Origin of the sequence: Arthrobacter sp. RAF14, from assembly GCF_052114185.1 — a bacterium.
Classification (GTDB): Bacteria; Actinomycetota; Actinomycetes; order Actinomycetales; family Micrococcaceae; genus Arthrobacter_E.
Genome location: NZ_JBFREG010000007.1, coordinates 95333 through 116127, shown reverse-complemented (window position 1 = coordinate 116127; position 20795 = coordinate 95333). Strand labels below are relative to the sequence as shown.

At 62.6% G+C, this 20795-nt stretch carries 20 protein-coding genes; 15 read left to right on the top strand and 5 right to left on the bottom strand.

What is annotated here, in order from left to right:
• The first annotated feature begins 14 nt into the window (after nt 1-14).
• The 5 genes from AB4Y75_RS14655 to AB4Y75_RS14635 all read left to right on the top strand — a co-directional run bounded on the left by AB4Y75_RS14655 (nt 15) and on the right by AB4Y75_RS14635 (nt 3989).
• Nucleotides 15-401, top strand: coding sequence for a nuclear transport factor 2 family protein (locus AB4Y75_RS14655; RefSeq protein WP_441436611.1), 387 nt, complete (start codon nt 15-17; stop codon nt 399-401).
• Between the two features lie 90 nt (nt 402-491).
• Nucleotides 492-1514 (top strand): zinc-dependent alcohol dehydrogenase family protein, encoded by a 1023-nt coding sequence (locus AB4Y75_RS14650; RefSeq protein WP_441436610.1) that lies wholly within the window; start codon nt 492-494, stop codon nt 1512-1514.
• Between the two features lie 44 nt (nt 1515-1558).
• Nucleotides 1559-2293: an SDR family NAD(P)-dependent oxidoreductase gene (locus AB4Y75_RS14645; RefSeq protein ID WP_441436609.1), complete on the top strand. Its 735-nt coding sequence runs from the start codon at nt 1559-1561 to the stop codon at nt 2291-2293.
• 57 nt (nt 2294-2350) lie between these two features.
• Entirely contained in the window at nt 2351-3175 is an 825-nt protein-coding gene (locus tag AB4Y75_RS14640) for an aldo/keto reductase (protein WP_441436608.1), read from the top strand.
• Nucleotides 3176-3221: 46 nt separating this feature from the next.
• Nucleotides 3222-3989, top strand: coding sequence for a glucose 1-dehydrogenase (locus tag AB4Y75_RS14635; RefSeq protein WP_441436607.1), 768 nt, complete (start codon nt 3222-3224; stop codon nt 3987-3989).
• A 71-nt stretch (nt 3990-4060) separates the two neighbouring features.
• Here the strand turns inward: AB4Y75_RS14635 and AB4Y75_RS14630 are convergent, their stop codons facing one another.
• Complete coding sequence (locus tag AB4Y75_RS14630; RefSeq protein ID WP_441436606.1) at nt 4061-6223, bottom strand: beta-glucosidase; 2163 nt, start codon at nt 6221-6223, stop codon at nt 4061-4063.
• 306 nt (nt 6224-6529) lie between these two features.
• Between AB4Y75_RS14630 and AB4Y75_RS14625 the strand changes: the two genes are divergently transcribed.
• The 6 genes from AB4Y75_RS14625 (at nt 6530) to AB4Y75_RS14600 (ending at nt 12511) form a co-directional block, all read left to right on the top strand.
• Nucleotides 6530-7798, top strand: a complete 1269-nt coding sequence (locus AB4Y75_RS14625; protein ID WP_441436605.1) for an extracellular solute-binding protein — start codon at nt 6530-6532, stop codon at nt 7796-7798.
• Nucleotides 7799-7803: 5 nt separating this feature from the next.
• Nucleotides 7804-8748 carry a carbohydrate ABC transporter permease gene (locus tag AB4Y75_RS14620; RefSeq protein WP_441436654.1) on the top strand — a complete coding sequence of 315 codons (945 nt, stop codon included), beginning with the start codon at nt 7804-7806 and terminating at the stop codon, nt 8746-8748.
• Nucleotides 8749-8751: 3 nt separating this feature from the next.
• The gene (locus AB4Y75_RS14615; protein WP_441436604.1) at nt 8752-9600 is read left to right on the top strand and encodes a carbohydrate ABC transporter permease; all 849 of its coding nucleotides are present in this window, start codon (nt 8752-8754) and stop codon (nt 9598-9600) included.
• A gap of 106 nt (nt 9601-9706) precedes the next feature.
• Complete coding sequence (locus AB4Y75_RS14610) at nt 9707-10762, top strand: LacI family DNA-binding transcriptional regulator (RefSeq protein WP_441436603.1); 1056 nt, start codon at nt 9707-9709, stop codon at nt 10760-10762.
• A 349-nt stretch (nt 10763-11111) separates the two neighbouring features.
• Nucleotides 11112-12011 carry an ROK family protein gene (locus AB4Y75_RS14605; RefSeq protein ID WP_441436602.1) on the top strand — a complete coding sequence of 300 codons (900 nt, stop codon included), beginning with the start codon at nt 11112-11114 and terminating at the stop codon, nt 12009-12011.
• Nucleotides 12008-12511 carry a hypothetical protein gene (locus tag AB4Y75_RS14600; RefSeq protein ID WP_441436601.1) on the top strand — a complete coding sequence of 168 codons (504 nt, stop codon included), beginning with the start codon at nt 12008-12010 and terminating at the stop codon, nt 12509-12511. The genes AB4Y75_RS14605 and AB4Y75_RS14600 overlap by 4 nt, the downstream gene beginning before the upstream one ends.
• Before the next feature lie 471 nt (nt 12512-12982).
• Here the strand turns inward: AB4Y75_RS14600 and AB4Y75_RS14595 are convergent, their stop codons facing one another.
• Nucleotides 12983-13921: a hypothetical protein gene (locus tag AB4Y75_RS14595; RefSeq protein ID WP_441436600.1), complete on the bottom strand. Its 939-nt coding sequence runs from the start codon at nt 13919-13921 to the stop codon at nt 12983-12985.
• Between the two features lie 509 nt (nt 13922-14430).
• Between AB4Y75_RS14595 and AB4Y75_RS14590 the strand changes: the two genes are divergently transcribed.
• Complete coding sequence (locus tag AB4Y75_RS14590) at nt 14431-15474, top strand: helix-turn-helix domain-containing protein (protein ID WP_441436599.1); 1044 nt, start codon at nt 14431-14433, stop codon at nt 15472-15474.
• The gene (locus tag AB4Y75_RS14585; RefSeq protein WP_441436598.1) at nt 15471-16604 is read left to right on the top strand and encodes a hypothetical protein; all 1134 of its coding nucleotides are present in this window, start codon (nt 15471-15473) and stop codon (nt 16602-16604) included. Before AB4Y75_RS14590 ends, AB4Y75_RS14585 begins: the two co-directional genes overlap by 4 nt.
• Nucleotides 16605-16610: 6 nt before the next feature.
• Here AB4Y75_RS14585 and AB4Y75_RS14580 read toward each other — a convergent pair whose 3' ends face one another.
• From AB4Y75_RS14580 to AB4Y75_RS14570, 3 genes are all read right to left on the bottom strand, one after another.
• Complete coding sequence (locus AB4Y75_RS14580) at nt 16611-17225, bottom strand: hypothetical protein (RefSeq protein ID WP_441436597.1); 615 nt, start codon at nt 17223-17225, stop codon at nt 16611-16613.
• Nucleotides 17222-17497: a helix-turn-helix domain-containing protein gene (locus tag AB4Y75_RS14575; protein WP_441436653.1), complete on the bottom strand. Its 276-nt coding sequence runs from the start codon at nt 17495-17497 to the stop codon at nt 17222-17224. The genes AB4Y75_RS14580 and AB4Y75_RS14575 overlap by 4 nt, the downstream gene beginning before the upstream one ends.
• 492 nt (nt 17498-17989) lie before the next feature.
• Nucleotides 17990-18520, bottom strand: a complete 531-nt coding sequence (locus AB4Y75_RS14570) for a hypothetical protein (protein ID WP_441436596.1) — start codon at nt 18518-18520, stop codon at nt 17990-17992.
• A 96-nt stretch (nt 18521-18616) separates the two neighbouring features.
• Here AB4Y75_RS14570 and AB4Y75_RS14565 point away from each other — a divergent pair, with 96 nt between their 5' ends.
• Nucleotides 18617-19018: a hypothetical protein gene (locus tag AB4Y75_RS14565; RefSeq protein WP_441436595.1), complete on the top strand. Its 402-nt coding sequence runs from the start codon at nt 18617-18619 to the stop codon at nt 19016-19018.
• A 53-nt stretch (nt 19019-19071) separates the two neighbouring features.
• Nucleotides 19072-20541 (top strand): DUF222 domain-containing protein, encoded by a 1470-nt coding sequence (locus tag AB4Y75_RS14560; RefSeq protein WP_441436594.1) that lies wholly within the window; start codon nt 19072-19074, stop codon nt 20539-20541.
• Nucleotides 20542-20795: the final 254 nt, after the last annotated feature.

Genomic DNA, 20795 nt, shown 5'->3' with positions numbered 1-20795 from the left:
GTAAGGAAACCATCATGTCCCGCGCCGATCAGAGCACCATCGACTACCTGACCGAATACTTCGCCGTCATGGAGGCAAAAGACTACGAACGTCTCGCCGACTACTACGCCGACGACATCACCCTGACGTTCGCCAACGCGCCCACCGTGACCGGCAAGGACGTCGTGTTGGTGCAGATGGCGGAGATCGGCGACAAGGTCGATTCCCTGGCTCACCCCTTGGTCAACGTCTGGAAGGAAGAGGACGGCGTGGTCGTCTTCGAAGTGGACAGCGTTTGGCGCTTTCGTGACGGCGTCGAAGTGACCATCAGGGCTTGCTCGATCTTCACCATCGTCGAGGGCAAGTTCACCGACCAACGGATCTATGTCGACAACGGGCCGATCAACTCCTACCTCGCCTGAGGCGGTCCTCGGCGGAGCCCTCGACCTCCCGTCCTCCACCGAGGTCATCTACATAACCCACGAATATCCAGCACCCCAGAGAGGAAGACCATGCGTGCAGTAGTGCTCGAAGGACCCCGCGACGTCAGGGTCATCGACCGCGAGGACCCGAAGATCATCGACCCAACAGACGCGGTCATTAGGATCACAGCGACCTGCATCTGTGGATCCGACCTGTGGCCCTTCCGCGGGGACGACGACAGCAGACACCAGGTCATGGGTCACGAATACGTCGGAGTGGTCACCGAGGTGGGCGCGGCCGTGCGCACCCTGAGCCCAGGGGACTTCGTGGTCGGCTCATTCGTGATCTCCGACAACACCTGCGAGATCTGTCTGGACGGCTACCAGTCCAAGTGCGTCCACGCGGAATTCGTCGCCCACACCGTGGGCACTCAGGCCGAGTACGCCAGGATCCCCTATGCCGACGGCACTTTGGTGAAGACCCCCGGCGTACCTGACGAGGACCTCGTCCCGTCGCTGCTGGCCGCCTCTGACGTCCTGGGAACCGGCTGGTTCGCCGCTGTCGCGGCAGAGGCAGGACCCGGCAAGACGGTCGCAGTCGTCGGGGACGGGGCAGTCGGGTTGATGGGCGTGCTGGCCGCCAAGCAGCTCGGCGCGGAACGCATCATCATCTCCAGCAGGCACCCTGACCGACAGGCACTGGCACGGGAGTTCGGGGCTAGCGAAGTGCTCCCCGAACGAGGAGACTCTTTCGTGGAAAGGGTGAAGGAACTCACCGGCGGGTACGGGGCGCACAGCGTCATCGAAGCCGTCGGGACTGCCGAATCGTTCTCCCAGGCCCGGAAGTCGGTCCGTCCCGGGGGCCATGTCGGATTCGTCGGGATCGCCCACGATGTGCAGATTCCTGGGGACGAGCTGTTCTTCGATCAGATCCACCTCCATGGCGGTCCCGCTCCCGTGCGCAGGTTCTTGCCGGAGCTGATCGAGCTGATCTGGGATCGCAGAATCGCGCCAGGCAAGGTCTTCGACATGACGCTCCCGCTGGAACAGGCTGCCGAAGGCTACCGGGCGATGGACGAGCGCCGGGCCACCAAGGTCCTGCTCACGGTTTGACCGATTGCGACATAGCAGCCCTGAAGCCGCGAAGGAGAAGCATCATGGCCCGCATACTCATCACAGGTTCCACCGCCGGCCTCGGCCGCACCGCCGCGGCTTCCTTGCTGAACCAGGGGCACGACGTTATCGTCCATGCCCGGAACGAATCCCGACTGGCCGCTGTCCGAGAGCTTCTAGACAGCGGAGCGGAGGGCGTTGTGGGCGATCTCTCCGTCCTTGGCCAGGTCCGGGAGCTGGCAGTGCAGGCCAACGCCCTCGGCCCGTATGACGCCGTCATTCACAATGCCGGGGTCATCGAGGGGCCGGCCCTCCTGCCCGTCAACGTCGTCGCCCCATACGTGCTGACCGCACTGGTACCAGCGGGACGTCAGATCTACCTATCCAGCAGTATGCACCGAGGAGGCACAGCCGACCTTACACATGCTGACTGGTCTGGGTCGAGCAGGACTGTTTCGTACTCCGACAGCAAGCTGCTCGTCACCGTCCTCATGGCCGCCGTGGCAAGAGGTCGGCCGACAGCGCAATCCAATGCCGTGGACCCAGGCTGGGTTCCCACCCGGATGGGCGGCCCCTCGGCCAGCGACGACCTGGCCCTCGGCCACGTGACCCAAGCCTGGCTCGCCTCATCCGCAGAACTGGAGGCGACCGTCTCGGGGGAGTACTGGCATCACGGTCGCACTGAGAAGCCGCACCGCGCCGTGCACGACGAGGCGTTCCAGGATGCATTGCTGTCGGCGCTGGCCGAGCACACAGAAGTCGAACTTTCACGGCGCTGAAATCCATGCCTGCCACTCCCGTGACATTCGGGATCCAACGAAGAATCGAGTACGGCCATGATCCTGAACGAGAGATACACGCTGGAGAACGGCGTCGAGGTCCCCAAGCTTGGCCTGGGCACCTGGTGCATCGATGACGAGCACGTCGCCGACGTCGTCCGGGCCGGGATCGAGATCGGATACCGCAGCATCGACTCTGCCCAGGCCTACGCGAACGAGCGCGGAGTTGGCGAAGGTATCCGCACCTCTGGCGTGCCGCGCGAGCAACTCTTCGTGACCACCAAGCTTGCCGCTGAGATCAAGGACTATCACCAAGCCGTTGTGGCAATCGAAGAGTCCGCAAAAACTCTGGATCTCGAGTACATCGACCTGATGCTCATCCACGCTCCGCAGCCATGGCATGACTTCCGTGGTGGGGACTACGCCGAGGGCAATCGTCTGGCGTGGAGAGCACTGGAGGAGGCCTACCGTGCTGGCACGGTTCGCGCCATTGGAGTATCCAATTTCCTGCAGGAAGACGTGGAGAACATCCTGGAGTCCTGCACGGTCAGGCCGATGGTGAATCAAATCCTGGTCCACTCTGGCAACACCCCGACCGAGTTGATCGAATACTGCAAGAGCCAGCGGCTCCTCATCGAAGCGTACTCGCCCATCGCGCATGGCCAGATCCTCACCAACGGCGACATCGTCTCCATGGCCGCCTGGTACGGGGTATCGGTGGCGCAGCTATGCATCCGATACACCCTCCAGCTCGGCGCAGTCTCACTCCCGAAAACCACCAGTCCCGAACACATGCGCAGCAATTCCGAACTCGATTTCGAGATCTCGACCGAAGACATGGCTGCGCTGCGCGGACTGCGCATCACCCCGACGCGTTCTTGATCCGCACGATCTTTCACCTCAAAATGCCAGAAGGAGCAACCCCGCCATGAGCATCACCTATGATTTCACCGGTAAGACCGCTTTCGTCACCGGCGGGAGCGCCGGAATGGGCGCGGCCACCGTCGTAGCCTTCGCCGAGTCCGGAGCCAATGTCGCGATCGTGGACAGGGACGCCGAAGCTGCGCGAGGGCTCGCAGCAGAACTCACCGAGCGCGGGCTCTCAGCGCTGGCCGTACCGTGCGATGTTTCCGTCGAAGAGCAGGTGGCCGCTGCAGTCGCGGCCACGGTGGATGCGTTCGGGAGTCTTGACATGGCATTCAACAACGCCGGTATCATGCTCCCGCCGGTCGACTCGGCCGTCGAGACTGCTGAAGCTTTCGACAGGATCGTGGGGGTCAACCTCCGCGGCGTCTGGGCGTCGATGAAGCACGAACTGGTACAGATGCGAAAGCAGGGTTCCGGTGCCATCGTGAACTGCTCCTCTCTGGGCGGCCTTGTCGGCGGGGACGGACGCGCCACGTACCACGCAACCAAACACGGTGTGATCGGTCAGACGAAGAGCGTTGCCCTGCAGTACGGCCGGCACGGCGTTCGGGTGAACGCTGTGTGCCCGGGAACCATCGCAACTCCGATGGTTGAGCGTATGGCCGCCGGGGGCGAGTTCGACCCCGAGGCCGCTGCTGCGGGAGTGGCGTTGGGCCGCATCGGCAGGCCTGAAGAAATCGCGGCCGCCGTGCTCTGGCTCTGCAGCGATGCTGCCAGCTACGTCACGGGGGTGGCTCTGCCCGTCGACGCCGGCTACACCGCGCAGTAGTTCCTCCGAACAAGCCCGAAGCCCCGATGACGCCGGTCGACGCCATCGGGGCTTCGCGTTCACCCGAAGTATCAAGAACGCGAGGTGCGTTCCTTCCACGCATCATGGACCCGGTGGACGGAGTCAAAGTCAAGACTGACCCCGGTGAACGTGCTCAGAGTGACCAGTGGCATGCTGGCCAGCACCTCACCGACCTCAGGATCGAGAATCGTTCCCGGCTGCCCATCAGCCACTTCACGCTCGATCAGGGAACGGCCAAGAGGATCGGTCAGCCATTCACCGAGCGTCGACGTCGGAGTCAACGGCTCAGCCAGGGGTGGGGCCGTCACCGTGACGGTCTGAACCAATGGCAGATTGCGCGAGTGGTTTCCCGCTTCGATAGTGAACTCGCCGGCTTCCACCACCCAACGGGCGCATCGCTGGGACCAGTACGAGAAGGCCCGCTGATCCAGCCGGATGCTGACATCTTTCGACGCGCCGGCGGGGAGGAACACCTTCTGGAAGCCCTTGAGTTCGCGCGGCGGCCGAGCCACACTCGCGTCCGGATCCCCGACATAGATCTGCACGACCTCTGCCCCGTCCAGGTCGCCGGTGTTGGTGACCGTGACGGTGATTGCGGCGTTTAGCGTTCCATCCTCGACGGCTCCGGAAAGCTGCACACGCAGGTCGGACATCTGGAAGGTCGTGTACGACAAGCCGAACCCGAAGGGGAACGCCACATCCTGAGAGGCGGCGTCGTACCCGCGGTACCCGATGAAGACGCCCTCGCCGTAACGCACGATCAGGTCTTCACCCGGGAAGTTCAGGTAAGAGGAGTTGTCTTCGAGCCTGACCGGGAACGTCTCGGCCAGTCGTCCGGAAGGGTTGACCTTTCCGGTGAGAACGTCCGCGATCGCGCCGCCGGCAGCCTGCCCTCCGAGCCATGCCTCGACCAGGGCATTGGCGTGCGGGGTGACTTCGTCGAGCTCGACTGCGGAGCCATTGACGAGGACCACGACGACATCCGGGTTCGCCTCAGCGACCCGGCGCAGGAGCGCGATCTGGTCGGCGGGCAATCGCATGTGCTGTCGATCGAATCCCTCGGATTCGAAGGAGCCGGGCAGCCCCAGGACGACCACTGCCGTGTCCACCGTCCGGGCGAGTTCGACAGCTTCATGCATGAGCAGTTCGGAAGAGCATCCGTCCAGGGTGTAGCCCGGCGCAAAAGCCACATCTCCCATGACGGCTTCCAGTTCCTCAACCATGATCTCGACCTGGGTTGCGTGGACCTGAGAGGAACCGGCCCCCTGATAACGCGGGCTCCGAGCAAATTCGCCGATGACGCCGACGCTGCGCATCGTGGCAAGTGGCAACAGGTCTTCATTCTTCAGCAGGACGATCGATTCTGCGGCTGCTTCCCGCGCGAGGGCATGGTGTTCCTCAGAACTGTAGGACTCGTCGAGTTCGAGGACGTGCATCCCTCTGGACACCAGTTCGAGCACTCGCCGGACCCGTTCGTCCAGTATGGACATGGGCACTTCGCCGTTCTGAACAGCAATGATGATCGCCTGGGCGCTGCGTCCCTGCGTCGGAGGCATCTCGAGATCCGTTCCAGCCTGCAGCGCCGCGACCGGATCGTAGACAGCACCCCAGTCCGAGACGACCACACCCTCGAACCCGAACTCCTCGCGGAGCACCTTGGTCAGCAGATAGTGGTTCTGGGACACCGAAGTGCCGTTGACTTTGTTGTACGAGCACATGACTGTCCATGGCTGGGATGCGCCGATGACGCGCTCGAAGGCGGGCAGATAGATCTCCCGCAGGGTGCGTTCATCGATCTGAACATCGATGCGAAGCCGCTCGGTCTCCTGATTGTTCGCGACGTAGTGCTTCAACGAGGTGCCGATGCCGCGCTCCTGGACGCCATCGACCATGCCGCGAGCCATCTCGCCTGCCAGGAAAGGGTCCTCGGAGTAGTACTCGAAGTTCCTCCCGCCCAGAGGGGAGCGCTTCATATTGATCCCCGGCCCGAGGACCACGGATATCCCGGCAGCCCTGGCCTCCTGGCCCAGGGCACGGCCGATCCGATGCAGCAGTTCAGGATTCCAGGTCGATGCCACTGCAGCGGCTGTCGGGTACGCCGTCGCCGGCGTCGAATCGCCCACTCCGACATGATCGGTCACCTCTCCCGGCTGCGGCCGGAGACCGTGGGGCCCGTCGGAGAGCATCAGTTTCGGGATGCCCAGCCGCTCCACAGGCTGGGTGTACCAGAACGAGGACCCGCTGAGCAGGGAAGCTTTCTCCTGCAACGTCAGCTGGCCCATCAGGCCGTCAATATCGAGCATGTCTCCTCTTTTCAGTGGCAATGGGGCAGATGTCCAGGGCCGGATTCTGACCAGCCGACCCGAGCACCCGGATCGGCTCGCCGGAGGGTGCCGACGGCGCTGGGCTTGAGAAATGAACTGTTGCGCGGATCACATCTATGCGCATAAACTTCAATCCAAGCGCAAGTCTATGCGCATAGATTGCCTTCGGGCAATGCACGATTCGAGGAGGAAAACGTGAAGTTGAGCAGAAGGTCTTTCAGCGCGATGGCGCTCTCCGGGGCGGCCGCCATCGCCCTGAGTGCCTGCGGGCGCAGCACCACCCCGGAGCAGGGTGCGAGCAAGGCGGTGGCGCTGGACGGTAGCCCGGCCACTGGCCAGCTCACCGTATGGGTCATGGGCGTGGAGGGCGAGACCCTGCCCGGTTTCGTCCAGGACTTCAAGAAGCAGAATCCCGGTGTCGACGTCGCAGTCACCGCGGTGCCGTGGGAGGCCGCGTACAACAAGTTCCAGACTGCGATCGCCGGCGGGACGACACCGGACGTAGCCATGCTGGGTTCAACCTGGATGGCCGACTTCGGCGATGCTCTTGCGACTGTGCCTGACCAGATCGAGATGAAGGACTTCTTCCCGGGTTCTCTGAGTGCGGCCCGTATCGGCGACCGCGTCGCCGGGGTGCCCTGGTACGTCGAGACCCGTGTTCTGCACTACCGCACCGACATCGCCAAGCAGGCCGGGTGGGACAAGGCTCCGGCGACTTGGGACGAGCTGAAGAAGATGGCCTCCGACATGCAGAAGGTGCCGGGGGTCAAGTGGGGCCTCCGCCTGCCTGTCGGAGCCGATTCGTTCCAGAGCGCACTGTGGATGCCGTGGTCCGCCGGTGCAGAAGTAACGGACGGAAAGTCTTGGACGCTGGATACTCCGGAGATGAAGAAGGGATTCGACTACTACCGGAGCTTCTTCGCCGACGGCATCGCGGATCCGAGCGCCTCCACCGCGGCGGGCGCCGTCGAGGCGGAATTCGTGGCTGGAACGACGCCGATGTCCATTGAGGGACCGTACCTTCGCGGCCAGCTGGCCAAGCTGGGCGGCAAGGATTTCGAGAAGAAGTACACCACAGCCGTGCTGCCGACCGACAAGGCCTCGATCGCGCTCAGTGGCGGCTCCAATCTGGTTGTATTCAGCAAGAGCCGCAACGTTGAATCCGCCTGGAAGCTCGTCAAGTGGCTCAGCCAGCCTGAGACCCAGGGATCGTTCTTCGCGCGAGCTGGTGACCTGCCTGCCTCGGTGTCGGCGTGGAAGAACCCTGCCTTCGCCAACGACCCGAGCCTGACAACGTTCCGCAAGCAGCTGGACACCGCCAAGGCACCACCCGTGTCGACCCGCTGGACTCGTGTCGTGTCTGAAGGTGACAAGGTGCTGGAGCAGATCCGCCGCGGCACGGTCAGTGTGACCGACGGGTTGTCCAAACTCCAGTCCCAGGCCAGCAGCATCGGGATGGGGTGACAAGCATGTCGCATGCTACTCAGGAGGTGGTCGTGGCCCGCACCGGGCCCGGCCGCCGCCCGGGCGCGATCCAGCGTGGACAGCGTCGCCAGACGATGGTTGCCTGGGCATTCTGCCTGCCGTTCATCGCAGTGTTCTCGGTGTTCATGCTGTTCCCCATCGTGGGATCGTTCGCGATGTCGTTCACCGACTTCACGGCCCGGGACATCGAGAATCCGTTCTCCGTTGGCTTCGTTGGGCTTCAGCAGTACTTCGCACTTTTCGCCGACGCCCAGTTCCTGTCTTCACTGCGCGTCACGGCCATCTTCGTCGTCGTGGGCATTCCCCTGACGATGGCCATAGCACTTGCCCTGGCGTTTGCCCTCAACAGCGGCAAAGGCCGATTCGTCTCCTTCTTCCGCGTCGGGTTCTACGCACCAGTCGTGACCAGCATCGTGGCCGTGTCAGTCGTTTGGCGTTACATGCTGCAGCCCGACGGCCTTCTGAACACCGCCCTCGCGGTGTTCGGAATCAAGGGCCCTGACTGGCTCAACGACCCCTCGTTCGCATTGCCCTCCCTCATCATGCTTGCCGTGTGGAGGAACGTCGGGACGCTCATGGTGATCTTCTTGGCCGGCCTTCAGGCGGTGCCCGAAGATGTCAACGAAGCCGCCACCATGGACGGGGCCTCGGCGTGGCGTCGGCTCTGGTCGATAACCCTGCCCCTGCTGCGTCCCACCTTGCTGCTGGGCTCAGTGCTCATCTCAGTGGGCTATCTGCAGTTCTTCGAGGAGGCGTTCATCATGACCCGCGGCGGACCCCTCGACTCGACGCTCTCAGTGGCCTATTACACGTACAACCAGTTCGGATTCGGAGAATACGGGATGGCCTCCGCCGCCAGCTACGTACTGTTCCTCGTGATCGCACTGATCAGCCTCCTGCAGTTCCGGCTGCTTCGCACAAAGGACTAGCTCATGTCCAGGAAAATCTCAGTCACCAGCGGCCGCAACGGTCGCGGCCGAGTCCTCAGTTACACGGTCCTGGGCATCGGTCTGATCCTCTGGCTCATCCCCTTCGTCTGGATGATCCTCGGCTCGGCCAAGACGCAGCAGGAGAACCTGCAGCGACCACCGACATGGTGGCCCCAGAATCCGACGGGGGAGAACTACAGCACATGGTTCGGTCAGCTTGATTTCGGGCAGTTCTTCACCAACAGCCTGTTCGTCGCGGTCATCACTGTGCTCGGGAACATGGTGTTCTGCTCCATGGTTGGCTACGCCCTGGCGAAAATGGAATTCCACGGAAAGCGGTTGCTGTTCGCGTTGGTCATGATCACCCTCATGGTGCCTGGCGTGGTGACGTTCGTGCCTCTGTTCGTCATGGTTTCCAAGCTTGGCCTGGTCAACACCTACGCTGGCTTGATTCTCCCGTTCGTGACCGCACCCATTGGCGTGTTCCTGATGCGGCAGTTCATGCAAGGCATCCCGGACGCTCTGCTGGAAGCGGCTCGCATCGACGGGGCCGGGGAGTGGCGGATCTTCGCTCGCATCGTCGTCCCGCTGTGCGGGCCGGCACTCGCCACGCTCGGCATCCTCACCTTCTTGTCGTCGTGGAACAACTTCCTCTGGCCGCTCGTGGCAGCGCAGACCCAGGACAAGTACACCCTCCCCATCGCCTTGTCCCTCTACTCGACCGGCCAGAATGCGACCGACTACGGTCTGCTGCTGGCAGGATCGGTACTGGTCATCGCACCCATCCTCGTGTTGTTCGTATTCCTCCAGAAATGGTTCATCCGGGGTGTGGCAACCACCGGCTTGAAGTGATGACCCGTCACCAGCCCGAGCACATTATCTCGGGACAGTGCCTCCGCCAGCTGCAAATCCTGGCGGGGGCACGAACCGGTAATCTAAGAGCAGAAAGCGAGGTTTCATGACAAGCGGACGTCCCACGGTCTACGACGTCGCCGAGCGAGCCGGCGTGTCGATCGCCACCGTGTCTTTCGCCTTCCGCAAGCCTGACAAGGTAGCCGCAAAGACCCGGAAAAGCGTGCTCCTCGCGGCCCAGGAACTGGGATACCTCCCCAGCGGAGCTGCGCGAGGCCTTGCCAGCGGCAGAACCGGAGTCCTCGGCCTCCACCTCTTCGACCTCGCCGCAACCAAAGGCACGTCGACTGGCACGGCACCGAGCCGGACCGGTCGTCCCGAACCCGATGCTTTCCCGATTTTCGATGACGAAGTGCAGCACGGCTTCGTCGCTGAATGCCGGGAGAACGGTGTGGCCGCCCTGCTCAGCTCAGGGGGACCAGCCCTTGCTGATGTCGTCGACACCGCCGGACGCGTCGACGGCCTCGCAGTCCTCCCGACCAAGACGGCCCTGGACACCCTCGCTACTGTCAGCTCGACGATCCCCGTCGTGATGATCAGCAGCCACGGAGGAGAAGGGCATCGGGTCCTGGTGGACAACGCCGAGGGCGAACGGAAGCTCGTCGAGCACATGGTCCAAGAGCACCAGGTGTCTTCTCTCGGATGGGTCGGCCCCGATGACATCGACGACTTCGCCGACCGCAAGGACGCCTTCCTTCGCACGGTGGCGAGCCTCCTCACCCCTGATGCAGCGGAGTTATTGGACTCCGAGCCGATCACCAGCACCAAGAGGTTCAGGTCCGTACTGGCACGAGCACGGGCTGGGACCTTGCCCGATGCCATCGTCTGCGCGAATGACATCTTCGCCATTGCGCTCATCGATGAACTCAATGCCCACGGATTCTCGGTGCCGCATGACGTTCGGGTCGTCGGGTTCGATGGGCTTCTTGCCGGCCGATTCTCCACCCCGCCCCTAACGACGGTCCGCCAGCCCATGGAACTCATCGGGCGCACCGCCGCCCGCTTGCTCCTCACGGATCCGCGGGACGGCACCGGGACGGCCCAGACCAGGATACTGCCCGTTGAACTGCAGATCGGGCAGAGCTGCGGCTGCCCTGCCTGACCGGCAATAATCGCACGCGACCCTTGCTCACTGCTTCCGTGCGCATTCCTATGCATGTCTGCAAGCTCGAACCGACGCACAACCTTTCCTCAGCGAAGTGCGACCCGTGGGATCAAGCACGTTCGCAGATTCGGACCTCGTCGTCTCTGACGGACTGTTGTGAAACGCTCCAACAAGTCCAGGTTCAAGTGGAAGCCGCTCCGCACCATCTGGATCGACAGCGCACTCTGCTCCTGGGTCTAGCCATGCTCGATCTCCAGCTCTTTCGCACCCAGAGACACGTGGCCCGGAAGTTGCAGCTACGTGCACGCACGACCCGCCATCGCTGGCCTTCAACTCAAGGAACCCCATGACTCTCACTTTCGGAATCGACGTCGGAGGCACAAAGATCGCCACGGCCGTCCTGAACCAGCACGGCACCGTTATCGAAGAATCCGTGGTACCCACCGCCGGGCAAGGTACTGCCGTCGTCGCCCAGATCTGGAACCTCATCGACGACGCCTCCTCCAGGCACACTCTGCACGGCGTCGGCATCGCCGTCCCGGGGAACGTAGATCCTAAGACCAGCACCGTGATCGCCGCAGCGAATATCGGCTGGAACCATGTAGATCTAGAGGCCCTCGTCGAACCAGCGCTGCGAGGTTCGGCGCGAGTGGTCATCGTGAACGATGCCAATGCAGCTGCCTGGGCCGAGTACAGATTCGGCAATCATGATCCCGGGGACTCCTTCGCGATGATCACAGTCGGCACGGGCATCGGAGGCGGGTTCATCCTCAACGGCCGTCTCCTCGAAGGAGCCACCGGAGCCGGAGGAGAAGTCGGACACCTCACCCTCGTTGAAGGTGGCGAGGTCTGCAGCTGCGGTTCAAGAGGTTGCTGGGAGCGCTACGCAAGCGGCAGCGCCCTACATCGCTCAGCAGCCCGGACGGGATGGGGGCCAGAAGGCGCCTCCCGGATCGTACTGGAGCGCGCCGGCGAACAGAATGAAGCAACCGAACTGGTCCAGGCCGTCGTCGATCACCTCATTCGTGGTCTCTGCCTGGTGAGTTCCGCTCTGGACCCATCCATAATCGTCCTTGGTGGCGGCCTGGGATCCGATCCGAAATTCCATGCCATGGTAGGTGAGAGTCTCGCAAGCACGGTGATCCCGTCACCGCGTGCCAAGCCACGCCTCGGGATCGCCAAACTCGGAGCTGTAGCCGGCGCTGTTGGCGCTGCTGACTTGGCCGTGAACAAGAGATCAGCATGACCAGTGAAACTCAGGCCGAGCGTTTCCGCACAATGAATGGCCGCGCGACCACGGGGCCTACCTACTCGAGGACGTTGAGCAATGCTCTCGAACAGGAAATGATACCCAATTCTACGCTCCCAGCCGCCCGTCACTTCGTTGAAAATCTGCTGGCAGCGATCGCTCGATCGATCAGTATCAATGACCGAGAAGGGTTGTCCTCGCTACTTCATGGAGTCCAAATCACAATCGATCACGACGAACCCACTAGCGGGCCGGGAACAGCAAGCCTCCTGCTCGACGTGTTTCGTGATGTACGCCCCATTTCCTGCATGACGATCGGAAACTTAAGTTTCAGCTTGGCTGGTCCAGACATTACCTACGCCGGCTCCTACCAATTATGGGGTGCAAGTGCTCCATACATATGTGTGGAGATCGGAGTCGTCGACGGCAAGCTAGAAGCCGGTCCGCAGGTTTGGTACTGGAAGGAACTCAACATCATTCGGAGCACGCAGCCATGACCATCTCTGTTCTCCAAGCTGCCACCCAGGTTGCTCAGCCAAAAATGCCCCATCCAATCCACTCGGTCGACTGCCTGTCACCGGGGAGCCGGATTCAAGCATCGAGGGTCGGACTCATGCAGCTACAAGGGACGGTTGATGTAATGCACCTGACGCTGGAACTTTTTTGGATGGTGGACGATCTAGGAGAACGAAGAATCATCGATCTGGACACCTACCTCGTAGAACTCGTGGTCTAAGTTAGCTGTCGCGGCGAGTATTCACTGTCCAGGTTATGGCTTCACGGGACGCCTCATACTCGCCTACCCGTGTGCCAGCCCAAAACGGAACACTCTCTCAAACCTACCGCCTTGATATTCAGGAGCCTTTCTGAATGCGTCCACCGACGGCTTCCTCCGTGCGGCTGAGTGTTCGCCATGAGGTCGGCGCTAACAGCATTGAAAAGCGGGATCTGCTCGGCAGTTCTTCAGCTTAGTGCGGGGCTGACCTCCCGTGTCCGGGGGTAATGGCATGCCACGGCTGAGCGTTCAGTACGTTCTGGACGTCTGCAGGGCGGAGCATGAGAGAGGCGACCGCGGCAAACTTGCCCAACCAGCGCAGGTCAGTCTCGTAATCTCCGTCAGGTTTGGGACGGTCGATCGACCGGACCAGATCTACTCTAGCGACCGGTGAGAGTCCGCGCAGATACATGTCGGAGGCATACTCCTCCATGGCGCGAAGGAGGTGGTTTGCCACCAATGGAGGCACAGGTCGGTCCGAGGTGACAGCCAGATGACCGTACTTCTGCCTGAAGAGTTCAAGGCGTGTCGGGGGTGCCTCGGAGGTCGTCTCGATGACTGCTCGCACCTGATCTCTTAGGGATCTCAAACGCGCTCTACTCTCCTCGTCGGGCTGTGGTGAAAGTGACGGCACTGGAATTGCGATGCATTGGGTGGACTCGATTGCGGTCCTGGTGACAGCGAGGGAGATGCTGCCAATCGCTTCGTGTGCGTTCAGGTATCGGATGCCATCGACACGTTCGGCCGTCAACGCCGACATGGTGATCTTTGCAGCAGGTTGACAGTTTTCATCACGCCAGCCAGGTTCAATTCTTAGGTCGGTGCGCAGGCGGACGCGATGGAGGTAAAACGCGGAGGCCTGGTCACCTTCGGATCTCATTCGCCTTAGCATCGAGTCAATCGCGGCCTCGTAAGTTCCGAGATGGAGGGCGAAATCTTCGTATACGGCCCGGCGTTTCGCAATCTTTTCTTCTGACCAATGGCACCGGTCTGTATAGTGTTTGAGGAGAGCCGGGTCTAGCGGCTTCTCGGTACGGGGCCATTCGGGATCGGTCGTTGTGTGGTACCAAGCCAGATTTGATAGCACGGAATCGTCGAGGGCCGAGTCTTCAGGATCCTTGAGTGCGATCATTGCGGGACCGAAGTTGAAATCGCGGGAACAGCTTTCACAGGCTGTCATTGCTTCCAGATCTGCGTACTCGTCGGCCGTCAACCAATTTGAAGCTTGACAGTGTACGCACCTCATCCTGAATCCATTTGCGAATTCGACGGCACGTTCTACTAGCACCGATTGCCTCCCTTGAGGACTCTGGGAACATTTGGATGACTGTACGAGCGGTTCGATGACCCTACCAGGCATTCGTGGCTTCGGGTTGGCGACGTTTGAAGCAACTAATATCGCACACGGACGGCAACCTGCACTGCAGGACAGGGGGAGGGTGCAGTGCGTGGCCGTGCTCGCTGTCAAAACACCCGTGCCCTGTTGGCCCGGGCACCCTGCGAACGACCCAGTCTGAGAGGGTTCTTGGGAGCGACTCGGATGTTCCGAGCAGCGCTCTCAGGTTCCCTTCAGGAAACATCCAGGAATATTTATGCAGATCAGATGTTGAATCCGTCGACATCAGTTCATAAACTTGGAGCATGTCACTACTGGGAGCTATCGAAGTGCCGCGGAAGATTCTGCTCGGCACGGTGCGGATTGCCCGTGGGTTGACGCAAAGCGAGCTGTCAAGGCGGAGTGGGGTATCTCAGGCGTTGCTCTCCAAGCTGGAGAGCGGGGTTGTACCGGTTGATCCGGAGCGGCTCGCGGTGTTGGCAGCAGCCCTCGACGTGCCGGTGGACTTGCTCACCGTTGCCTCCGATGAAATTGGGGCGTCGTCGTATGTATTCCATCGGAAGCGGTCAACCCTTCCGGTCTCGAAGGCGAACCAGCTCCGCGCCGAGCTTGATCTGACTCACCTGCAGGTCGACGGGATTGTGGGGGATCGCTCGCCAAAGTTACAGCTACCTCGGAGACCCCTTCCTGAGGACGGGTTTGATAGCCCTGAAGACATCGCAAAGGAGATCAGACAGGCACTCGGGATCGGCGAGGGGCCAATGGGCAGGCTTGTCCAAGCGCTCGAGGGGGCTGGTGTGGTTGTCGTTTCCCGTCCGCTGGGGTCCACCAAGATCGATGCGATGGTCAGTTGGCCCGACGGTCGTCGGCCGGTGGTCCTGTTGGGCGATCACGCTCCGGCAGATCGTCAGCGGTTCACCCTGGCGCATGAAATGGCTCATGCGGTCATGCATCAGATTCCCACCGAAGACCAAGAGACTGAAGCGGACCGGTTCGCCAGCGAGTTTCTGATGCCGGCCCGGACGATCCGTGCTCAATTGGACGGGCTTAGCGTGCCCAAGCTGGCCAGGCTCAAACCGGTCTGGGGCGTTTCGATGGCGGCGTTGTTGCGTCGCGGACGAGACCTCGGGGTGACGAGCGAGGCGCAGTACCGTTCGTTGAACATCGAACTTTCACGTGCCGGGTATCGAACGAACGAGCCAGTTGAAATCCCGCGTGAGTCACCGACAATGCTGGACGCGGTCATCAATGAGCGTTTGACCGCCGGCGAGTCCATCGCCGACATCGCCGCCTCCGCGCGAATGACAGCGCGCGAGTTTACTGAGCTGTACATGGGAGGGGACGCATGAGTATCGAGGAAGTATTCAGTCCGAGCGGATCGGCTGCTCAGACCGCGACTATTGGGAACCCGGCTGAAACGGCGGCCGCACGGAAGCTCGCGGGGAGGCTGTTGACGGTCACGAGCAAGGAGGCCGAGGCTACCGCGCCCCACGTATCGCACGAAGCGGGTGGCCTCATCGTGGCTGGGGCGTCGGCCAACGCGACGGTTGCCAGTCTGCGACGCCGTTACGCGGACATGGTACTGCTGGCTGAACCGTCGTCGATCAGTGATTGGGCCACTGCGGACCGGCCATTCGTCCTTGACGAGGGCGGGATCATTCCCGAGACACTCGAGGCTGTCCTGAATGGGCAACTGCACAACGGTGCATCGGCCGCCGTGACGCCCACCGGCGTCATCAATGTTGGCGATGCCGAAGCGCTCAAGGCCGCCCTGAAGAAGGTCAACGAACTTGAACGGGACGATGTTCTCTTTCTTGTGCCGGTCCATCACCTCTGGCTCGCCGCAGCCAACATCAAACAGCTCACTGCGGTTCTTCGCAGAAGCCGGCATCCGGTCGCTATCGCACTGGCAGACAGCGATGCGAGCCCTCTCCGTCACACGGGCGCTGTTGCGGGCTATCGGGCGCTGTTTCAGGCAGTGCCCTGGGCCATGTCCTGGCGTGCTGACCTCGCGGCATTCGATGCCTTCGCCCACGGTGCCCGAGCGGGCTCAATCGGCCAGCTACCCAGCCTGCGACGAGTGAACTTCCCTGGAAAACACGGGTTCTCCTCCAACAAGCTGGACAACTCGCCTCACGTCCTTGTGCCGGGGCAGCTGCGATACCGCCGATCAAGCCTGATGAGGACGGAGTGGTTTGCCAGCGCTCTACCCGATACGTGTGACTGCACTGAATGCGCAGGCCGAGGCATAGATCGCTTCAACGCTTCCGATGCACAGCGGCTCTCGGCGCATCTGCACAATCTCCACTCGACAAATTCCATGAGGCAGGAGATCGAGGGTATGGACACGTCGCATGTTGCCAAGTGGTGGATTGGACGCCTGCGCAATGTCGAGTACGAAGTGCAGGCACTCAAAGGCAGGATCGGTGTGAATGTGAAGCAACCCGCCGAGGTCAAGGACTGGCTCCAGGAAAGCTAGGGACGCTCAGTTGCTCAGAGGAGTTCGCTGAGCGAGCAGTCGTTCCACGAACAACCACGAGGCGCCGGTGTAGCGGGCTGGTGAAAAAGGCGCAGGCGGAACCACCAGCCGTACTCCCGCTCGATCCGTGTCATCCCGAACACTCACGCCGATGCCCAAATAGTCGGCCTCGAGCCGCATCTCCAACTCGTCGGATGGGAAGCGATCGAGAATCAGCTCCCGTGACGCATAGGGTGCGAACTGGGACGCGACATTCAAGCCCGTACGCCAGCGACCGGAGCGAACCTTCACGTGCCGAACTGCCAATGGAGGTTCAGCGATTCTGGTGACGTGACGTACTCCACCAATCGTCGACATCTCCACCGCTCCCGCACGTTGGCCGCTGGAGAGACGCCGTCGGTCATAGTCCTCGAAGCGCCCAAGTGGCACCGCTACGGATCGCGGCATCATCACAAGAACACTGAGTAGATCGAGACTCAAGAGGGGCTTGGTGCCGGAGCTCCTCCGGCGAGACAGTTCGCCGATATTCTCATCGACAAGAACCTCGATCTCGTGGCCTCGTCTCGACGTTCCTTCGAACGGAATGGTTTTTGTTGTGTCGTCAATAGCAAGGCGAGTCATGGTGCGCTTCCTTCTCGCACCGCCAGTGCGTCTTCCGCCCCGCGGGCGCTTTCGGTCAACAACAACATCGCCTTCCAAAACGGATGCCGCACGCGACGATACGTTTGGATCCGCACTCCGGCCTTGCGGCTCAGTCGCGAAAGCAGTCCAACCGAGCAAAGGGTGCTCAGCAAACGATGGACGCTGCTTGGGCTCAACCCAGTCTCACGTTCGAGCTCAGGAGCAGTGAACTCGACACCAAAGTCTGCGATTGAGCTCGTGACCTGAAGCATGTGTTGGTTTCCAAACAGTTCCTTCGACCACGTGCGCCCCACAGATATTCCGTCCGCCATGACGTTACCATATCCCAGATACCGGAATCTTGAATCATTCTCAGCTCCACGAGACAGCGAGTTGTCCACGCTGGTCGTACTGTTCGGGATCGTCTAGTCACCACGTCGCGTCGCCGGAAGTGTGTCGCTTGTGGTGCCAAGCGCATCCAATGTCGGTCGGGGGCCGACGAGGTCTCTGGCTTGGAGATTCCTCGTGTCGCGCCGCCGCTGGCTTCCCCGTAGCTGGGAGAGGCTTTACCTGACTGGCCTTGACAGAAAAGGTGCCAACAAACTTGGCACGGCAGTTCAGAACGAGAACGAGATCGCCCGCGGAATGTCAGCTATCTTGAGGTGGCAATGATGCCAACTGCCGCGGCATCTCACACACGACGGCGGCCGGTCACCTGGGGTGGGCGGCCGCCGTCGTCGTGCGCGGGGGACCGGTGCCCGCGGCTAGAGGTTCAGCGACCACACGGTGATGACGACCACCAGGACGACGACGAGCACCCCGGCGCCGCAGCCGATGGCGGCGAGTGCTCCGTAGCTCAGACGTGAGACCTGGCTTCCCGAGGCGCGCATCGCGGCGAGGAACTCGTTCCCGCCCCCGGCCGTGAACGCCTGGGCGGCGCCCACCTGGTTCATGGCCCTCCCGGCCGTGCTCATGGTGCCGAGAACCTGGTTCCCGGTGATCTCCCCGACGACGTTCGCCGCGCCGAAGTTGAGCGCCTGGTACACCGCGCCGGGATTGGCGAGAATCGGGTAGTTCCGGCCCTCCACCGAGAGCGTGATGCGCTGGGCGGCCGACTTCACCGTGACCTGAGCCGCAGGGACGCTGAAGTATTGCATCCATCCGGTGGGCGAGGCGACCCAGAGCGTGACGATTCCTTGCTCGACCACTGCTTGCGCCGGGTACCAGCTGTTCGTGGCGGTGTCGCCGTAGGCGCCGGCGAAGGTGGCATGAGGAAAGATGTATGGCATCGTCACGCTGTGAGTGTATCCGTCGCCTTGTCTGGACACATCACTCCTGGCTGGACACATCACTCCTGGCTGGACACATCACTCCTGCACGAGAGGAAACCCATGGTGAAGAAGAAACGCAGTACTGGCCGAGCCGGCACTGCTGCCCAGGACGAGCAGGCGCTGCGCGGCAAGGCACGGCGCGCCGTCGACGTCGTGACGCCCGCGTTTGTGGCGTGGTTCGCGGAGCACGAGGAGCCGGTGGGCCTCTGGAACGCCGCGGCGGTGCTGGACGTGGTGCAGGACTTCGTGTTCGCGCACGCTGAGGGGACTGGAATCATCTCGGCCACGGGATTCACGCCCGATGGGTTCGTCGGCGCGTACGACGTCCTGGCCGAGAGCGTCGAGGGCAAACAGGACCTCAGCGACTTCCTCGGCGCGGCGATGCACACCTACCTCGACTTCCTCGAGGACAGCGGCACCTGGGACGGCGACCCGGAGGATCTGGCCACTCTTCAGGGGTGATTTCCCGCTACGGAGTCGGAATTAATGTCAGACCCCGGGCGAAGAATGGGGTCATGGAAGGCAGCGCACAGTCTCTCGGATCCCCGGCCTCGGTGGCCGCGATGGATCCCTCGGACGCGCTCGGTGCGCTGACTGAGGCCATTGTCGCGGCGGATCGGCTCATCGCCCAGATGCAGGCGAGCCGCGAGATGCTGCTCGCTCTTGCCCTTGCTCTGGTGCCCTCCCTCCTGAACGACGACGGCGTGCCCACCGGCGCCGACGCCGTCCAGGCTGACTCACGGGCGGCTGAGCTCGCGGAACGCTCCGTGGCTGCGGAGATCGGGACGGCGACCCGCACGAGCGACCGGACCATTCAGCGGCAGATGGCCGACGCCGTGGATCTCGTGGTGCGGTTCCCCTCGACGCTGCAGGCGCTGAGCGAGGGGCGGATCAGCCTGGCCCAGACCCGGATCATCCGCGACGCTGCTGCTGATCTGGACGATGACAGCGTCCGCACAGGATACGAGGCCCGCGTGGTCGCCCACGCCGAGAACTCGGCGCCGCAACGGCTGAGGCGGTTCGCGGTGCGGGAAGCCGAGAGGGTCCGGCCAGAGGCCATCGGCCGCCGTTTCGAGCGTGCCCGAGCCGAACGACGGGTCTGGGTGTCGCCACTTCCTGACGGCATGGCGGAGCTGACCGCGGTCCTCCCGGCTGCGGTGGCTCACGGTATTCATGGCCGTCTGACGGAGATGGCTCGAGGCCTGAAGGACGAGACCAGGAGTCGCGCTGACAACGACCGTGGCGACAGCTGTGGCGAGGTGCGCACCCTGGACCAGCTCCGGGCCGACCTTCTGGCGGACCTCCTGCTGACAGGTGCGCCCCGAGGTGTGGACGATCCGGACGGCCAGCTCGCGGCGATCCGTGCCCGCGTCGACGTGACGATCCCGGTGGAAGTGCTGCTCCGATCGTCGGATGAGCCCGGCGCGCCGCAGGGGGATCCTGGGCGGCGGGGAACGAGACGCGGCGAGCTTGGCACTGAACGTGACAGTTCGGTCCGGAACCACGGCATCGGCCGGCATCAGGGTCCGGTCCCAGAACTCAACGGCCAGTTCTCTCTCGATCCTGACACCGCGCGTCGGCTCGCAGGAGCGGAAAGCAGCTGGAACCGGGTCCTGACCGATCCGCTGTCCGGGGCAGTACTGGCCGTCGACCGATACCGTCCGAATGCCGACCTTCGCAGGCACCTTTCCTCCCGGGACAGTCGATGCCGGTTCCCTGGCTGCGGCATCCGGGCTCCCGAGCTGGACCTCGACCATACGGAGGACGCAGCGCTCGGAGGCGCCACGGCGGCCGGCAATCTGGCTGGACTCTGCCGCAGACACCACGTGCTGAAACATCACTCCCGCTGGACGGTGCGCCAAATGGGCAGAGGATTCCTCGAATGGACCAGCCCCACGGGCCGCATTCACCGGGACGACCCGCCGGTCCCGGCGACGCGGACGATGACTCCGCCGTCGCGAGACCTGGACCCGCCACCGTTCTGACGAGGAGGGTTGTGTTCCGAGCACGCAATCTTTCGGCATCGGATTCAGGCCTGCCTGTTGCCTGTTTGGTTCGGCGGCCGGCGTCGTCGGACTCTCGCCGTCGGATCTGCGCGCGCCGTGTTCCGACCTGGGCCGTGTTCTGACCCGTGCCTAGTTCTGATGCGTGGACCTTTCTGCTGCGCCCCAGTACTGCCGCGTGCCTCGGCTGTCACGCGCGGCACTCCGGACCGCTCCCGTCCGGATACCTCTGTGCC

Excerpts from the sequence above, each read along its gene's own strand:
- AB4Y75_RS14655 (WP_441436611.1), top strand. The coding sequence starts at position 15 with ATGTCCCGCGCCGATCAGAGCACCATCGACTACCTGACCGAATACTTC.
- AB4Y75_RS14650 (WP_441436610.1), top strand. The coding sequence starts at position 492 with ATGCGTGCAGTAGTGCTCGAAGGACCCCGCGACGTCAGGGTCATCGAC.
- AB4Y75_RS14645 (WP_441436609.1), top strand. The coding sequence starts at position 1,559 with ATGGCCCGCATACTCATCACAGGTTCCACCGCCGGCCTCGGCCGCACC.
- AB4Y75_RS14640 (WP_441436608.1), top strand. The coding sequence starts at position 2,351 with ATGATCCTGAACGAGAGATACACGCTGGAGAACGGCGTCGAGGTCCCC.
- AB4Y75_RS14635 (WP_441436607.1), top strand. The coding sequence starts at position 3,222 with ATGAGCATCACCTATGATTTCACCGGTAAGACCGCTTTCGTCACCGGC.
- AB4Y75_RS14620 (WP_441436654.1), top strand. The coding sequence starts at position 7,804 with ATGTCGCATGCTACTCAGGAGGTGGTCGTGGCCCGCACCGGGCCCGGC.
- AB4Y75_RS14615 (WP_441436604.1), top strand. The coding sequence starts at position 8,752 with ATGTCCAGGAAAATCTCAGTCACCAGCGGCCGCAACGGTCGCGGCCGA.
- AB4Y75_RS14610 (WP_441436603.1), top strand. The coding sequence starts at position 9,707 with ATGACAAGCGGACGTCCCACGGTCTACGACGTCGCCGAGCGAGCCGGC.
- AB4Y75_RS14605 (WP_441436602.1), top strand. The coding sequence starts at position 11,112 with ATGACTCTCACTTTCGGAATCGACGTCGGAGGCACAAAGATCGCCACG.
- AB4Y75_RS14600 (WP_441436601.1), top strand. The coding sequence starts at position 12,008 with ATGACCAGTGAAACTCAGGCCGAGCGTTTCCGCACAATGAATGGCCGC.
- AB4Y75_RS14595 (WP_441436600.1), bottom strand. The coding sequence starts at position 13,921 with ATGATCGCACTCAAGGATCCTGAAGACTCGGCCCTCGACGATTCCGTG.
- AB4Y75_RS14590 (WP_441436599.1), top strand. The coding sequence starts at position 14,431 with ATGTCACTACTGGGAGCTATCGAAGTGCCGCGGAAGATTCTGCTCGGC.
- AB4Y75_RS14585 (WP_441436598.1), top strand. The coding sequence starts at position 15,471 with ATGAGTATCGAGGAAGTATTCAGTCCGAGCGGATCGGCTGCTCAGACC.
- AB4Y75_RS14580 (WP_441436597.1), bottom strand. The coding sequence starts at position 17,225 with ATGACTCGCCTTGCTATTGACGACACAACAAAAACCATTCCGTTCGAA.
- AB4Y75_RS14575 (WP_441436653.1), bottom strand. The coding sequence starts at position 17,497 with ATGCTTCAGGTCACGAGCTCAATCGCAGACTTTGGTGTCGAGTTCACT.
- AB4Y75_RS14565 (WP_441436595.1), top strand. The coding sequence starts at position 18,617 with ATGGTGAAGAAGAAACGCAGTACTGGCCGAGCCGGCACTGCTGCCCAG.
- AB4Y75_RS14560 (WP_441436594.1), top strand. The coding sequence starts at position 19,072 with ATGGAAGGCAGCGCACAGTCTCTCGGATCCCCGGCCTCGGTGGCCGCG.